This window comes from Synechococcus sp. CBW1004 (genome assembly GCF_015840715.1).
GTDB lineage: Bacteria > Cyanobacteriota > Cyanobacteriia > PCC-6307 > Cyanobiaceae > Cyanobium.
Window position 1 is genome coordinate 3,425,955 of sequence record NZ_CP060397.1, and the last position, 12,988, is coordinate 3,438,942.

At 71.8% G+C, this 12,988-nt stretch carries 16 protein-coding genes and 2 pseudogenes; 8 read left to right on the forward strand and 10 right to left on the reverse strand.

Annotated elements, in window-relative coordinates:
• The first annotated feature begins 65 nt into the window (after positions 1-65).
• From H8F25_RS16265 to H8F25_RS16285, 5 genes are all read left to right on the forward strand, one after another.
• Entirely contained in the window at positions 66-878 is an 813-nt protein-coding gene (locus H8F25_RS16265; protein ID WP_197211295.1) for a HEAT repeat domain-containing protein, read from the forward strand.
• A 256-nt stretch (positions 879-1,134) separates the two neighbouring features.
• A complete protein-coding gene (locus H8F25_RS16270; RefSeq protein WP_197211296.1) occupies positions 1,135-1,350 on the forward strand; it encodes a DUF2997 domain-containing protein in 216 nt (71 codons plus the stop codon).
• A gap of 52 nt (positions 1,351-1,402) precedes the next feature.
• On the forward strand, positions 1,403-1,795 hold the full coding sequence (locus tag H8F25_RS16275) for a DUF1257 domain-containing protein (RefSeq protein ID WP_197211297.1): 393 nt from the start codon (positions 1,403-1,405) through the stop codon (positions 1,793-1,795).
• Positions 1,796-1,812: 17 nt separating this feature from the next.
• On the forward strand, positions 1,813-2,232 hold the full coding sequence (locus H8F25_RS16280; RefSeq protein ID WP_197211298.1) for a ferredoxin: 420 nt from the start codon (positions 1,813-1,815) through the stop codon (positions 2,230-2,232).
• 142 nt (positions 2,233-2,374) lie between these two features.
• Positions 2,375-3,601, forward strand: a complete 1,227-nt coding sequence (locus tag H8F25_RS16285; RefSeq protein WP_197211299.1) for an aldo/keto reductase — start codon at positions 2,375-2,377, stop codon at positions 3,599-3,601.
• Between the two features lie 107 nt (positions 3,602-3,708).
• Here H8F25_RS16285 and H8F25_RS18255 read toward each other — a convergent pair.
• Positions 3,709-4,275: pseudogene (locus tag H8F25_RS18255) on the reverse strand (RsmG family class I SAM-dependent methyltransferase); the annotation flags it as partial.
• A gap of 177 nt (positions 4,276-4,452) precedes the next feature.
• A pseudogene (locus H8F25_RS18260) lies at positions 4,453-4,644 on the reverse strand (16S rRNA (guanine(527)-N(7))-methyltransferase RsmG); the annotation flags it as partial.
• A gap of 77 nt (positions 4,645-4,721) precedes the next feature.
• Here H8F25_RS18260 and H8F25_RS16295 point away from each other — a divergent pair.
• Both H8F25_RS16295 and H8F25_RS16300 read left to right on the forward strand, forming a co-directional pair.
• A complete protein-coding gene (locus H8F25_RS16295) occupies positions 4,722-5,468 on the forward strand; it encodes a J domain-containing protein (RefSeq protein ID WP_197211301.1) in 747 nt (248 codons plus the stop codon).
• Between the two features lie 17 nt (positions 5,469-5,485).
• On the forward strand, positions 5,486-5,752 hold the full coding sequence (locus tag H8F25_RS16300) for a DUF3143 domain-containing protein (protein ID WP_197211302.1): 267 nt from the start codon (positions 5,486-5,488) through the stop codon (positions 5,750-5,752).
• Between the two features lie 21 nt (positions 5,753-5,773).
• Here the strand turns inward: H8F25_RS16300 and bioA are convergent, their stop codons facing one another.
• Positions 5,774-7,264 (reverse strand): adenosylmethionine--8-amino-7-oxononanoate transaminase, encoded by a 1,491-nt coding sequence (bioA, locus tag H8F25_RS16305; protein WP_197211303.1) that lies wholly within the window; start codon positions 7,262-7,264, stop codon positions 5,774-5,776.
• Between the two features lie 33 nt (positions 7,265-7,297).
• Between bioA and H8F25_RS16310 the strand changes: the two genes are divergently transcribed.
• Positions 7,298-7,552: a hypothetical protein gene (locus H8F25_RS16310; RefSeq protein WP_197211304.1), complete on the forward strand. Its 255-nt coding sequence runs from the start codon at positions 7,298-7,300 to the stop codon at positions 7,550-7,552.
• A gap of 94 nt (positions 7,553-7,646) precedes the next feature.
• Here H8F25_RS16310 and H8F25_RS16315 read toward each other — a convergent pair whose 3' ends face one another.
• The 7 genes from H8F25_RS16315 to H8F25_RS16345 all read right to left on the reverse strand — a co-directional run bounded on the left by H8F25_RS16315 (position 7,647) and on the right by H8F25_RS16345 (position 12,966).
• Positions 7,647-7,802: a hypothetical protein gene (locus H8F25_RS16315; protein ID WP_197211305.1), complete on the reverse strand. Its 156-nt coding sequence runs from the start codon at positions 7,800-7,802 to the stop codon at positions 7,647-7,649.
• Positions 7,799-8,443, reverse strand: coding sequence for a dethiobiotin synthase (gene bioD, locus H8F25_RS16320; protein ID WP_197211306.1), 645 nt, complete (start codon positions 8,441-8,443; stop codon positions 7,799-7,801). The genes H8F25_RS16315 and bioD overlap by 4 nt, the downstream gene beginning before the upstream one ends.
• Before the next feature lie 35 nt (positions 8,444-8,478).
• Positions 8,479-9,543 carry an SAM-dependent methyltransferase gene (locus H8F25_RS16325; protein WP_197211307.1) on the reverse strand — a complete coding sequence of 355 codons (1,065 nt, stop codon included), beginning with the start codon at positions 9,541-9,543 and terminating at the stop codon, positions 8,479-8,481.
• Positions 9,543-10,286, reverse strand: a complete 744-nt coding sequence (locus H8F25_RS16330) for an alpha/beta hydrolase (RefSeq protein WP_197211308.1) — start codon at positions 10,284-10,286, stop codon at positions 9,543-9,545. The genes H8F25_RS16325 and H8F25_RS16330 overlap by 1 nt, the downstream gene beginning before the upstream one ends.
• 28 nt (positions 10,287-10,314) lie before the next feature.
• Positions 10,315-11,640 carry an aminotransferase class I/II-fold pyridoxal phosphate-dependent enzyme gene (locus H8F25_RS16335; protein ID WP_197211309.1) on the reverse strand — a complete coding sequence of 442 codons (1,326 nt, stop codon included), beginning with the start codon at positions 11,638-11,640 and terminating at the stop codon, positions 10,315-10,317.
• Positions 11,641-11,890: 250 nt separating this feature from the next.
• Positions 11,891-12,127, reverse strand: a complete 237-nt coding sequence (locus tag H8F25_RS16340; protein ID WP_231596918.1) for a hypothetical protein — start codon at positions 12,125-12,127, stop codon at positions 11,891-11,893.
• Between the two features lie 155 nt (positions 12,128-12,282).
• Complete coding sequence (locus H8F25_RS16345) at positions 12,283-12,966, reverse strand: Uma2 family endonuclease (protein WP_197211310.1); 684 nt, start codon at positions 12,964-12,966, stop codon at positions 12,283-12,285.
• Positions 12,967-12,988 lie beyond the last annotated feature (22 nt).

Below are 12,988 nucleotides of genomic sequence, written 5' to 3' on the forward strand. Positions count from 1 at the left end.
GAGATCCGCTGCTGAACCGACCGCTGGCCGGTGGACTGAGAGAATCGCGCCACGTCGAATCCGCCATGCCGGCCGAGGATCTGCCCCACCCCGCTCCCTTCACCGACAGCAACACGGATCTGGTGCTCGATCCGGAGGTGCTGGCGGCGGAACTGGCGCAGGAGCTGCTGGGTGATCCCCTTGATGAGATCGATACCGTCGAGGAGGAGGCCATCGATGTGGCCGCCGTCTGCGACTGGGGTCTGCAGCAGCTGGCCGGCGATCAGGACGAACGTCTCCAGGGCCTGCGGGTGTTCTGTGAGCATCGCGACCCGCGCGCCATCCCCCTGCTCCTGCCCCTGCTCGGCTCCAGCTGTCCGATCGTGCGGATGAGTGCCGTGTATGCCCTGGGACGCAACCCCTCCCCGCTGGCCGTGGAGCCGCTGCTGGGCCTGCTGGCCGGGGACGACAACGGCTACGTGCGCAAGGCGGTGGCCTGGAGCCTCGGCAACTACACCGACGCTCCGATCCTCAACCCGCTGATCCGCTCCCTGCAGATGGATGTGGCGGCGGTGCGTCTCTGGGCCGCCAGCTCCCTGGCCGATGCCGGCGGCACCGGTGCGGCCAAGGCCGATCCCGCCGCCGCCCAGCTGCTGCTGACGCTGCGCATCGACAGTGAACCCGCCGTGCGCAGCAACAGCGCCTGGGGCCTGGGCCGCCTCTATCCCGATCTGGTGGAGCCCCGCCAGAAGGAGGTGGTCGAGTGCCTGCTGCAGACGATGCTCCACGACGCCGAGTCGGGTGTGCGGGAGGAGGCGCGCCTCGCCCTCGAACAGCTGGAGCAGCCGGAACTGCTCGAGCGCCTGCAGACCCTGATCGACGACGGTCTGATCGGCTGACCGGCTGGGCCCGTGGGGACTTCCGCCGGCACTGTCGGCCACGGTGCCGTCGCTCGCAACCGGCCCAGGACGCCGGCTCTCCGTGGGTGATGGGCTGTCTCACCGGCGCGGCGCAGAGCTCGACACCGTGTTGCGGGGCATCCGCTCGTCGCGTGCCTTCTGTCTCCCTGTCGTTCCTGCGCGCGGACGGCGGCGCAGACCTCGGAAAACCCCCTTAACATCGCCCCACGCCGTCCGTTCCATTCCGGCAGCGCCCATGGCCCAGCGCACCATCCGATTCCGGATCCGCCCCGACGGCCGTGTCGAGGAGCACGTCGAGGGAGTGCAGGGCCTGGCCTGTGAGTCGCTCACCGAGCGGATCGAGGCCCGTCTCGGCCGGGTCAGCCAGCGCCGCAGCACCGCGGACGCCTTCGCCGCCCAAACCCAGGCGCTGCCCGAGCTCCAGTCCCTCCAGCAGCACCCCGAGTCCTGAGGCGCCAGACCCTCCTCAACGGGGATCCCTCCCGCCAACCCCTCCGATTCCGATGTCGCACTTCAGCACCATCCAGACCGAACTGCGTGATCGCGACGCCCTGCTCGGCGCCCTCGGCGATCTGGGTTACAGCGCCAGCGAGGAAGCCCAGCCCGTGCGCGGCTACCGCGGCCAGCAGGTCACCGCTGAGGTGGCGATCCGCCAGGAGCAGGGTGCTGACATCGGCTTCCGCCTCAATCCCGACAGCGGCTGCTACGAGCTGGTGGCGGATCTCGATCTGTGGCGCCAACCGGTGCCGGTGGAGCGCTTCCTCTCCCAGCTCAACCAGCGCTATGCCCTGCGCACCATTCTGGCTGCCACCGCTGAGGAGGGCTTCCAGGTGAGTGAGCAGAGCCAGCAGCTCGACGGCAGCATCGAACTGGTCGTCACCCGCTGGGACGCCTGATCCCTCCGACGCCTCCCTTGGCTGATCCAACCCTCGCCTGGAGCGCTCCGGCCGGTCCGGCCGCCACGCCCCCCTCCGGTCTCGAGCCGGTTCTGGGCGGTGAGCTGCGTCAGAAGGCCGTCTGGGTCGATGAGGCCGTCTGCATCGGCTGTCGTTATTGCGCCCACGTGGCCACCAACACGTTCCTGGTGGAGCCCAACTGGGGTCGTTCGCGCGCCATCCGCCAGGACGGCGACAGCACCGAGCGGATCCAGGAGGCGATCGACACCTGCCCGGTGGACTGCATCCACTGGGTGGACTACGAACAGCTGCCGGAGCTGGAGCAGCGCCTCAATGAGCAGGAGATCCTCCCCCTGGGAGTGCCCTCGCCGGCAAGGCTGAAGCGCACCCTGCCGCGCGCGCCCGGTGGTGTGGCTCCCGCCCCTTCCGATCCCTGAGCGGATGCGGGCCCTGCCCACCTTTCTTTGTCCCGGGTGATCAGCCGGCGGCCCATGGGCCCACAGGCAGGCTGGGACTGCTCCCGGGGCTGACTCCGGGCCTCCCCCCGCATCTGACTCTCCAGCGATGAGCGCGATCGCGATGTCCACGACCGAGGGAGCGATCCCCTGCCGGCGCTTCGGCCGCACCGAGCTGCCGATGCCCGTGCTGTCGCTGGGGGGGATGCGCTTCCAGCAGAGCTGGAGCGACCTGCCGCCGGAGCAGATCGAGGCCGCCAGCCAGGACAACCTGCGGCGGATCCTGGAGTGCTCCGTGGCGGTGGGGATGCATCACATCGAAACCGCCCGCCACTACGGCAGCTCCGAGCGTCAGCTGGGCGATCTGCTGGCGCAGGTGCCCGATCCGGCCCGCATCCTGCAGACCAAGATCCCGCCCTGTGCGGATCCCGCCCGCTTCGAGCAGGAGCTGCTCACCAGCGTGGAGCGCCTGCGTCTGGCGGAGCGGGGTGAGCGGATCGAGCTGCTCAGCATCCATGGCGTCAACAACCGCGAGCTGCTGGAGCACACCCTGCGCCCGGGTGGCTGCCTGGAGGTGGCCCGGCGCTGGCAGGACGAGGGTCGGGTGGGGCACATCGGCTTCTCCACCCATGCGGCTCTGGGCGAGATCCTCGAGGCGATCGAGACCGACGCCTTCAGCTACATCAACCTGCACTGGTACTTCATCCGCCAGGACAACGGCCCCGCCATCGAGGCCGCGCGGGCCCACGACATGGGCGTGTTCCTGATCAGTCCCACCGACAAGGGCGGCCATCTGCACAGCCCCAGCGAGCGTCTGCTGGAGCTGTGCGAGCCGCTGCATCCGATCGTGTTCAACGATCTGTTCTGCCTGAGCCATCCGGGGGTGCACACCCTGAGCCTCGGGGCGGCGCGGCCTTCCGATCTCGATCGGCACCTCGAGGCGGTGGCCCTGCTGCCGCGGGCGGCCGAGCTGCTGCCGCCGATCGTCGAGCGCCTCGAGAGGGCCCGCCATGAAGCCCTGGGCGAAGCCTGGCTCCACACCTGGAGGCAGGGGCTGCCGGACTGGCCCGAGACGCCCGGCGAGATCAACCTGCCGGTGCTGCTGTGGCTGCACACCCTTCTGGAGGCCTGGGATCTGGAGGCGTTCGGCCGCGCCCGCTACGGCCTGCTCGGCAACGGCGGCCATTGGTTCCCGGGGCGCAATGCCGATGCCCTCGATGCCGCGGTGAGCGAGGCGGAGCTGCGGGCGGTGCTGGGGCGGAGCCCCTGGTCGGCCGAGATCCCGGCGATCCTGCGGGGCCTGCGCGAGCGGCTGGGCGGGCAGACCGTGAAGCGCCTGCAGCAGGAGTGAGCCTCTGGTCGCCCGGCCACTGACCAGGGCCCGGGCCGATGGGCAAAAGCGTGCCGCCGAGCCAAAGCATCCCGCCGAGCCGTGCCACGGCGGCGGTGAGCCTGGCTTCAGGCCCGGCCCGGGCGCCTGCTGCTCGATCGCCGTGCGGTGGAGCCCCCGGCCGGCGCGCTCTGTCCCAGCGGCAGCTTGGCCGGCACGCCGATCGCGCGCGGGTAGGTGGCCGGGCAGGTCGCGGTGGGCACAACAGTCAGGGCGGTGCGCAGGCCGCGGCCGCCGGGAAGCTCCCGTTGCTCGCAGCGTTCGACGCGGGCGCTGAGCGGCAGGAGGGCGCGCTCGAGCTCCGCTTGATCGTCCGTTGACCACTGGCCGCGGTAGAGCAGCGCCTGGCCGTCCCGGGCCAGCAGCGGCACCAGATACTCCGCCACCACAGGCGCCGCGGCCACCGCCCGCGCCATCGCCAGCTGGAAGCGGCCGCGGCAGGCCGCCTGCCGGCCGGTGCGCTCCACCCGCTCACTGCGCACGCGCACCCGGTCAGCCAGGCCCAGTTCGGTCGCCATCGCCGCCACCGCATCCAGCTTGCGCTGCACCGAATCCACCAGGGTGATGCGGGCGCCAGGCAGGGCGATCGCCACCGCCAGCCCGGGGAAGCCGCCGCCGGTGCCCACATCGATCACCTCCAGGCTGCTGCCCGCCAGGAGTGGGGCAACACTGGGCGCCCCGGGGGCTGAGCCGGCAGTCGGGGCGGTGTCGCCAGAGTGCCTCTGCTGCTTCGTGTCGGGGGCGTGCATCTGGGGCGCCTCGCCCGCAGCGGCTGCGGGAACTTCCCCCTGCTGAGCGTTGAGCAGCGGTACGAGCGGCCAGAGGCTGTCGAACACCTGGGCGATCCAGTAGTCGTCGCCCTCCACCAGCCGCGTCAGGTTGAGCCGCTGGTTCCAGCTGCGCAGCAGATGCTGGAGCTGGCAGAGCTGCTGCAGCTGGCGTGGCTGCGGCTGCCAGCCCAGCGCCTGCCAGAAGTCCGCTGCGGGCGGTGCATCGGCGTGCATCGGGTTCGGGCTGTCGTTCTCCCTAGGATCTCCCAGCCGCGGCGCCCTGCGCCGCCAGAGAGATCCGCCACCGGTCCATGTCGAGCCATCGGGCCAGCTCCAGTGCCAAGAGCGGGGGCGGCGAGCCGGCCCTGCGCTCCCCGGCGGGCGGCCTGAGCCACTACCAGCTGCTCGAGATCTCCCCGCAGGCGACGGCCGCCGAGCTGCGCCAGGCCTTCCGCCATCTCAGCAAGCGCTACCACCCCGACACCACCACCCTGCCGCCGGCGGAGGCCCGCGAGGCGTTCACCCGCCTGCGCCAGGCCTATGCGGTGCTGGCGGATCCCGACAGCCGCCGCGCCTATGACGCCGCCCTGCAGCGGCCTGCACCGCCGCTGGTGGTGGTGCCGCCTCTCCCCACGGGCCCTGGCGCCGCCGCCAGACCGATCGGGGTGCGGCGCAGCCTCTCCGGGGGCGAATGGTTCGCGTTGGTGCTGCTCGGCCTGGCGCTGGCCCTGAGTCTGGTGCTGGGGGTCGGCCTGGCCTGGGCCCGCGGCGCCGCCCTGATCACGCGCCCCAGCTGGTGGAGCGAGGCCACCGCCGTTCCGGCTGCAGAGCGACTGGCCGCTCCCCCGTCGCTCCCGGCGTCGCCGGAGCCATCCGTCACCGCCCCCGCCCCGGCCTCCCTTCCGCACACCGTCCTCTCTCAGCCAGCTCTCTCGCAGGCCGACCGCTCGCCGGGGGTCCGCTCGCAGACCCATGAGACCCCGCCGGAGGCGTCGCTCGCGCCTCTGTCACCCACCGCCGGCTCTGCGGAATCTGACGGCATCGTGCAAGCTCCCTAGATCCTTCCGCCCCTCCGATGGCGACCCTGCCGCCCGATCGCACTCCCCTCTATCACCACCCACTGCCGGCTCTGGAGGAGTGGCTGCGCGGTCTCGGCGCGCGCCAGCGCGGGACCCATGCGGCCATCTGGGATCTGCATCGGCCCCAGTGGAGCGCCACGATCGAACTGGCTGTGGAGGATCTGCAGGTGAGCTGGTATCACGACGGCCAGGAGCGCCTGCGCCACTTCCCCTATGGCCTGGCCCGCGCCGATGTGGAGGCGGCGATCCTCGCCGGTCCCTGAGCCGCAGAGCCCGCCTGCCGTTCAGAGGCGATCCAGGGCGCGGGTGATCGCTCCGTAGCACTGCTCCAGCTGGCTGTCGCTGATGCACAGGGGGGGCAGCAGATACACCACCTGGCCGAGCGGCCGCAGGAACACCCCTTCCTCCAGCACCAGGCGCTGCAGGGTGGGGCCGAGGGGATTGAGGTAGCCCTCCTCGCCGGACGCCAGGTTGAAGGCGGCGATGCTGCCGAGCAGACGTGGCCGTCGCACGGCCGGATGGCCGCTGAGGGCCTCGAGGTGGGGCCGGTGGCGATCTTCGATGCCGCGGTGGCGCTGCGGATCGGCCTCCAGCAGATCGAGGCTGGCGAGGGCGGCGGCACAGCCGAGTGGATTCGCCGTGAAGCTGTGCCCGTGATAGAAGGTGCGCGCTGGATTGCGGTCGACGAAGTCGCTGTAGATGCGCTCCGCCGCCAGGGTGACGCCCATCGGCAGGAAGCCGCCGGTGAGGCCCTTGGACAGGGCGATCAGATCGGGCTGGACGCCGGCGAGCCGGCTGGCGAACAGCTCGCCGCAGCGGCCGAAGCCCGTCATCACTTCATCGGCGATCAGCAGGGCGCCCGCCTGGCGCACCCGCCGCTCTACTTGCTGCAGAAAGGCGGGCCGCACCATCGCCATGCCGCCGGCTCCCTGCACCAGGGGTTCGAGGATCACCGCCGCCGTCGGCACCTCCAGCAGCTGCTCCAGCCTGGCCAGGGCCTCAGCCTCGCGGGCCTCCACCTCGGCGTCGCCCCACCAGGTGGCCGGCCAGGGGGCACGGGCCACCTCAAACAGCAGCGGCTCGAACGGCGCGCTGAACAGCGAGCGCTCCCCCACTGCCATCGCCCCGAAGGTGTCGCCGTGGTAAGCGCCGTCAAAGGCGATCAGTCGGGCCCTCGGGGTGCAGCGGTTGTGCCACCACTGCCAGGCGATCTTGAGCGCCACCTCGACGGCGGTGGAGCCGTTGTCGGAGAAGAACAGCCGCTCCAGGCCACTCAGGGCGCTGAGGCGCTCGGCCAGGCGCTCGGCGGCCGGATGGCGGAAATCGGCGAAGATCACCTGCTCGAGCTGCAGGGCCTGGGCGGCGATCGCCGCCGCGATCGTCGGCTCGCCATGGCCGTGCAGGGTCACCCACCAGCTGCTGATGGCGTCGATCAGCCGGCGGCCGTCGTCGAGCTCCAGCAGGGCTCCCTCGCCCCGCACCGCCCGGCGCGGCGGATCGGCGCTCGCCGGCTGGATGAAGGGGTGCCAGAGATGGGGATGCCAGAGCCTGGGCGCGGCGTCCTGCCGGTCCGATCCCGGCGTGTGGGTGCCATACGGGTGGCTTGTGGACTGGTCGATGGGGATGGCTGGCAGAGGGAGGCAGCGGTGGAGGCCCGTGCGTGGGTGCGGACCTGCGAGGGAAAGTGTGCCGCCACGGCACCGGCATGGGGGCAGGGCGCAGGCGCGACAGGCAGCCGTCACGATGCGGTGGGCAGGCCCTGACAGGGTTGCCATGATGGGGTCGGCCGATCGGATCCGGAGACGTCCGTGTCCAAGCGTTTCCTCCAACCGCATGAGCTGACGCGGCGATCCCGCTCCGACCGGGGCTGGGGTCCCTACGAGCAATTCGCCGACGGCCAGTGGCAGGACATCCGGGTGACCCTGGAGCGCCAGGGCTGGAACTGCACCCAGATCGAGATGCTGCACGATCAGCTGCGTCAGGGCTGGCCCCTGCCGATGGCCAAGCACAACGTCGCCGCCATGACCGGCCACTGCCCGCTGCGCTCCCGCCATCCCGGCTGACTGCGCCAGTCGGCTGCAGCGCTGGTGGAGGACGCGGCGCGATCAGCTGCGCCGGAGCTCTGCCCTGCCGCCGGAGGATCCGGAGCCGGATGGCTCAGCGGCAGATATCGGAGTCGCGCTCGCGCTGGATCGCCAGGGGACCGCAGTTCACCCACTCGACCACCTTGACCTCGATGTCGGTGAACAACACCAGGATGCCGCCGCAGAGAAGGGCAACGGCCCCGCCGACCAGAAGATGCGTTTTGCTCATGCCTGCAGCCTATGGGCCAGGGCGCTGCCGTGCCACCGCCCGGCCAGTGAGGCGGCGTCGAGGCGCTCCAGCGGCGGCAGCTCCAGCAGCACCGGCACGCCGCCCAGCTCGGTGAGGGTGCGGGGATTGTCGGCGTGGAGGGGGCCGTTGAGCACCAGGCCCAGCACCGGAATGCTCCGTCGCTCCAGGACCTCCAGCGACAGCAGCGTGTGGTTGAGCGTGCCCAGGCCGCTGCGGGCCACCAGCAGCACCGGCAGGCGCCAGTGGGCGATCTGCTCAATCTGCAGCCAGTCGCGCCGCAGCGGCACGAGCAGCCCCCCCGCTGTCTCCACCACCAGCGGGCCCGGGACCTGCTCGAGGGTCGGCAGCTCCAGCTTCTGTCGATCGATCCGCACCCCCTCCCGCTCGGCGGCCCAGTGGGGGGAGACCGGCGCCTCGAAGCGGTAGGCCTCCGGCAGCAGCCGTTCCGGCGGCAGGTTCAGCAGCCGCTGCACCCGGCCGCTGTCGCCCCCCTCCTCAAGGCCGCTCTGCACCGGCTTCCAATAGGTGGCGCCCAGGCCCTGAACCACCAGGGCGCTCACCACGGTCTTGCCGACGTCGGTGTCCGTGCCGACGATCACCAGTCGCGGACCGGGGGCCATGCTGCGCTCCTGCCTTGTGGTTCAGCGGCGGCACCCTATGGCCGCCGCTGGCCGATCAGCAGCAGCACCTCCCAGGTGAGCGGGCTGGTGGCGGGCCAGTGGGCCAGGAGGCGGCGCAGTTGGATCGGTGTGAGGGGGCTGCGGCGGCTGGCGCCGGCGCCCAGGCGCTGCAGATGGCGGAGTGTCGGCAGGCCCCCCTGGTGGTGGCGCGTGAAGCGCAGCCTCTGGGCGTGTCGCAGGCTCAGACCACTGGCCTCCGCGGCCTGCAGAAGGCCTGCAGCGTCGGGCAGGGGCAGGGCCGTGCAGGGCACATCGGCGTGCTCGGCGGCACGATGCCACTGGGGGAAGCTGCCGGCGGTGGGCAGCGCCAGCACCAGCCAGCCTCCGGATGCGAGGCCGCGGCACCACAGGCCCAGGGTCCGGATCGGCTCGTTCAGCCACTGCAGCGCGAAGCTGGAGGCCAGCAGGGAAGCGTTCTGCAGGTCTTCGGGCAGGCCGTCGTTGAGATCCCAGAGCCGGCCCAGGGGGTCGTTCTCCGCGAGGACGTCCCCGTTCGCAGGGAGCGGCCCCGGAGAAAGGAGTTGCTCGGGTGCCAGCTGGTGTTGGGGCCCAGGGTGGTGCCAGGGGCCGGTGGCGAGGGGATTGCGCCCCAGCAGCTCCGGGCAGAGATCCAGCTGCAGCGGCGGCCGCTGGTTCAGCTGGCGGTGGTGGCGCTGCAGGGCGCGGCTGAGGAGTCCGGTGCCCGCCCCCAGATCGGCGCAGGGACCATCCGGAAGCGGCAGATCGGCGCAGTGACGGGCCAGCCGCCAGGCCATCGCCTGCTGCAGCAAGGCCTCCTGATCGTATTGAGGGGCACCGCGGCCGAAGCTCTGCCGCACCCGCTGGCTGAAGGCAAGGGCCGCGCTGTCCCCGCCATCACCGCTCCGGTCACCGCCGCTCTGGTTCAACCTGTTCAGCTCAGCGCTGCTGTCGCCGCCGCCCGGGGCGCTGCAGGCGCTGCCAGCAGAGTCGCCGTGGGGCGTGGGGTCGTCACGGGCGGGACAGGGGGCGCCGTCGGGGTGGATGGCGCGGTGGAGGTCGGGGGGGGCCGGGATGCTCATCACGCCTCCAGGTTCTGCAGCCAGGCCATCACCTCCGCCACCAGCCCTGGCTGCAGCAGGCAGTGCCCCGCCTTCTCCAGGGTCAGCCACTGCAGCGGGTGCCGCCGCGTCTCCAGATCGCGCCGCAGCAGGGCGCGCGCCTCGGGCACGACGATGCGGTCCTGGGCGGCCTCCACCACCAGCACCGGGATGCCGTCGGGGAAGCCGGCGGGAAGCCCCTCGGTGCGGCCCAGCAGCTCCAGGTCCTGGCGGAGGCGCTGGCGCTGGAGTGTGCCCAGGGGGCCGTCGGCGGGGCCGGGCAGCAGCAGCGCCGGGTCCTCCGGGGCGGCCGCCTGCGCCATGAAGCTTTGCAGCATGGCCCGCGCCGTCAGGGGCTCGTTCAGCTGGGCGGCCATGCCCTCGAGGGCGGTCCGCAGGCGGCGTCCCGGCGCTCCGGGAGGCACGAATCGCCCGAAGCTCGCGAGCAGCACCACGGCGTCGGCCGCCGCGAGCAGCTCCGCGTTCAGCAGGTGCGGGCCCATCGAATGGCCGATCAGCACGCGCCGTCCGGCGTCCTGCCAGCCGGGCAGGAACGGTTCGGCCTCGCCATAGCCCCGCTCGCCGCTCTGCCAGCTCCAGCCGGAGCGGGCGAAGGCTGTCCGCCAGGGATCCCAGTGGTGCGCCTGGCCATTCCAGCCATGCATCGCGATCACCTGCAGCGGTGCCTGCGGGGTGAGGGCCTGAATTGACGAGGTCGGATGCATCGTGGGCAGAGGACCTGGCGAGGGCGGTTCAGCTGCTGGCATGGGTCGACAGGCGCGAGCAGGGAGGCCCCAGGGCCTTGAGCAGCCGCTCCAGCGTCCCCAGGGGAAGATCCTGGCGCAGCACCAGACGCAGACGGGCGGTGCCCTCCGGCACTGTCGGCGGCCGGATCGCCACGGTGAGCAGGCCGGCCCCCTCGAGCCGTTGCTGCAGCGCCAGGGCTTCGGCGTCGCCGCCCACCAGCAGCGGGAGCACCGGACCCTCTCCCGGTGGCCGCGGCCAGCCGGCGGTCTCAAGGGCGTCGCGCCAGCGCCGGGCTCGCTCCAGCAGTGCTTCGCACGGAGGTGCCGCTGCTGATCCGTCCCTGGCGGGCAGGGGTTCCTGTGGACTGGGTGCGGGATCCTCCGGGTTCTGCTGCCGCAGCCAGCGCAGCGCCGCCAGGGCGCCCGCGGCCAGGGGCGGTGCCAGGGCGGTGCTGTAGCGGAAGGCGCCGCAGTGCTGCAGCAGCCAGTCCCCCAGCAGGGCATCGCCGGCCAGGAAGGCGCCGCCGCTGCCGAAGGCCTTGCCGAAGGTGCCGCTCAGCAGGGTGTGGTCGCGCAGCTCCTGCGGCAGCTCAGCGCTGAGGCCGCGGCCGCCCACTCCCAGCACCCCCAGGGCGTGGGCCTCATCCACCAGCAGCAGGGCGCCGTGCTCGGCGCACAGAGCGGCCAGCCGCGGCAGATCCGGGCTGGTGCCCTCCATGCTGTACAGACTCTCGACCAGCACCAGAAGGCGCTGCATCGGGTCGCCCCGCCGTGCGTCTCGCAGGCGTTGCTCGAGGTCACCGGCATCGTTGTGGCGAAAGCGCTTGAGCCGGGCGCCGCTGGCCCGCACCCCCATCAGCAGCGAGTGATGGATGAGGCGATCGGCCAGCACCAGGCTGTGGCGATCCGCGAGGGCGGTGACGGCGCCGAGGTTCGCCTGGAAGCCGCTGGGGAACAGCAGCACCCGCTGGCGGCCGAGCCAGGCGGCCAGCTCCTCTTCCAGCTGCAGGTGCACGGGTCGGGTGCCGCTGATCAACCGCGAGGCGCCTGCACCCAGACCGCTCCGTTCCAGCTCGGCGGCAGCCGCCGCCAGCACGGCAGGGTGGCGGCTGAGGCCGAGGTAGTCGTTGCTGGCCAGATCCAGCAGGGGGGCGGCGCCGATGCCCTGGGGATCGGACGGCGTGCAGGGGGTGGGCTGCAGCAGGGTGCCGGCCGCAGGTGCGAACGACAGCAGGCTGCGGCGGCGTGCGGGGGGGAGCTGGGCGAGTTGTTCGCGCAGCTGCTGGCGCCAGAGCGCCGCGGTGGCTGCTGCCGCTGGAGACTCTCTGGACATCGCGGCAATTCCTCGCGACTGCTGTTCAGTCTGGTGCCTGGTCCATGGGCCCAGGCGGTATGGCGCTACGGAGCTGGCGGCCCCCTGGCCCCTGGCCAGTCCTCCGGGCAAGATGCAGGCGGGCGCACCGGGCATCACGCCTGTGGAGGACTGCTTGCCGTTGGGACGTGGCAGAAGGATGCGCTCTCCTGGTTCAGCTCTGTGCCTGCATCGCGATGCTCACCGCCATGTTGGGCTGTAGGGATTCACCTCAACGCTCTGTATCTGCGGCCGCAGCACCAGGTCCATGTCCTCCATCGGGATCGCTCCCAGCAGCATCTCGTTGCCGAGCACCATCGCGCCGCTCCAGCTCGCTCAGCTGCAGCAGGATCGCCAGATGCTCCGGGATGCACAGATGCACGGCGCCGCTGTCCGCCAGGGCCGACACCTCCACGGCGTCCAGCTCGGGCCGGCTGGGGTTCAGAAGCGTGAAGCGGCCGCGGATCAAACCCGTGCACCGATACTGAGTTGAATGCTAGCGAGACTGTTCCCGGAGGCTGTCGCGGGTCAGGACATGGGCTGCCGTCCAGCGTGCCGCTCCATTTCCCCAGGTTCATAGCCAAGCCTGCAGTGGAGGCCGCAGCTGGGTTCACGCCTGACAGATCACACCGCCCAGATCTCCACCAGCTCCAGCCGCAGCCCCGGGAAGCCGTCGCCGCCCTCCAGCGCGCTCGGCTGCTCAAGGCGCTCGGAGTCCAGCGCCGCGCCGCCCGCCGCAGCCGGCGCCGGGACGCCGGAGCCCCGCCAGATCTCCACCGCACGCTGCTCGGGGTGGATCAGCCAGCCCAGCCTGTCGCCGTTGGCAATGTAGGCGCTCATCTTGCGGCGCAGGGCGCTGATGCCGCGCGGCCCTTCGTCGCTGGCGCTGGCCAGTTCGATCACCAGATCGGGGCAGAGCGGCGGGAAGCCGCGGCGCTGCTCGGGCGTGAGGGCCTGCCAGCGCTCTTGCCGCACGGCGCTGGCGTCGGGGCTGAGCACCGAGCCATCGCCCAGGCGAAAGCCGCTGGAGCTGTCGAAGACGATCCAGCCGCCCTGATGATTGGCCCAGGTCTGCAGCTGAAAGGTGAGCTGGGTGTTCCGGGCCCCGGTGTCGCCTCCAGTCGGTGTCATCTCGATCAGGTGGCCCTCGGCCGACAGCTCCAGAACCGCATCGGGGTTGGCCTCGCACAGCTGGGCGAACTGCTCCGGCGTGAACCGCAGCCCTTCACGGAGTTCGCGCGGCAGGGTGAGCTCGCAGGGCAGCGTTGGCTCAGGCGGCAGGCTGGGCGAAAGCGGCAGCGTGACCATGACCCTGCGGGGACTGGAGCAG

Bases quoted from the DNA above. Each gene is read 5' to 3' on its own strand.
- H8F25_RS16270 (WP_197211296.1), top strand. From the start codon at position 1,135: ATGGCCCAGCGCACCATCCGATTCCGGATCCGCCCCGACGGCCGTGTC.
- H8F25_RS16325 (WP_197211307.1), bottom strand. From the start codon at position 9,543: ATGAGCATCCCGGCCCCCCCCGACCTCCACCGCGCCATCCACCCCGAC.
- bioA (WP_197211303.1), bottom strand. From the start codon at position 7,264: ATGGCAACCCTGTCAGGGCCTGCCCACCGCATCGTGACGGCTGCCTGT.
- H8F25_RS16300 (WP_197211302.1), top strand. From the start codon at position 5,486: ATGGCGACCCTGCCGCCCGATCGCACTCCCCTCTATCACCACCCACTG.
- bioD (WP_197211306.1), bottom strand. From the start codon at position 8,443: ATGGCCCCCGGTCCGCGACTGGTGATCGTCGGCACGGACACCGACGTC.
- H8F25_RS16335 (WP_197211309.1), bottom strand. From the start codon at position 11,640: ATGTCCAGAGAGTCTCCAGCGGCAGCAGCCACCGCGGCGCTCTGGCGC.
- H8F25_RS16330 (WP_197211308.1), bottom strand. From the start codon at position 10,286: ATGCATCCGACCTCGTCAATTCAGGCCCTCACCCCGCAGGCACCGCTG.
- H8F25_RS16345 (WP_197211310.1), bottom strand. From the start codon at position 12,966: ATGGTCACGCTGCCGCTTTCGCCCAGCCTGCCGCCTGAGCCAACGCTG.
- H8F25_RS16315 (WP_197211305.1), bottom strand. From the start codon at position 7,802: ATGAGCAAAACGCATCTTCTGGTCGGCGGGGCCGTTGCCCTTCTCTGC.
- H8F25_RS16295 (WP_197211301.1), top strand. From the start codon at position 4,722: ATGTCGAGCCATCGGGCCAGCTCCAGTGCCAAGAGCGGGGGCGGCGAG.
- H8F25_RS16285 (WP_197211299.1), top strand. From the start codon at position 2,375: ATGTCCACGACCGAGGGAGCGATCCCCTGCCGGCGCTTCGGCCGCACC.
- H8F25_RS16275 (WP_197211297.1), top strand. From the start codon at position 1,403: ATGTCGCACTTCAGCACCATCCAGACCGAACTGCGTGATCGCGACGCC.
- H8F25_RS16265 (WP_197211295.1), top strand. From the start codon at position 66: ATGCCGGCCGAGGATCTGCCCCACCCCGCTCCCTTCACCGACAGCAAC.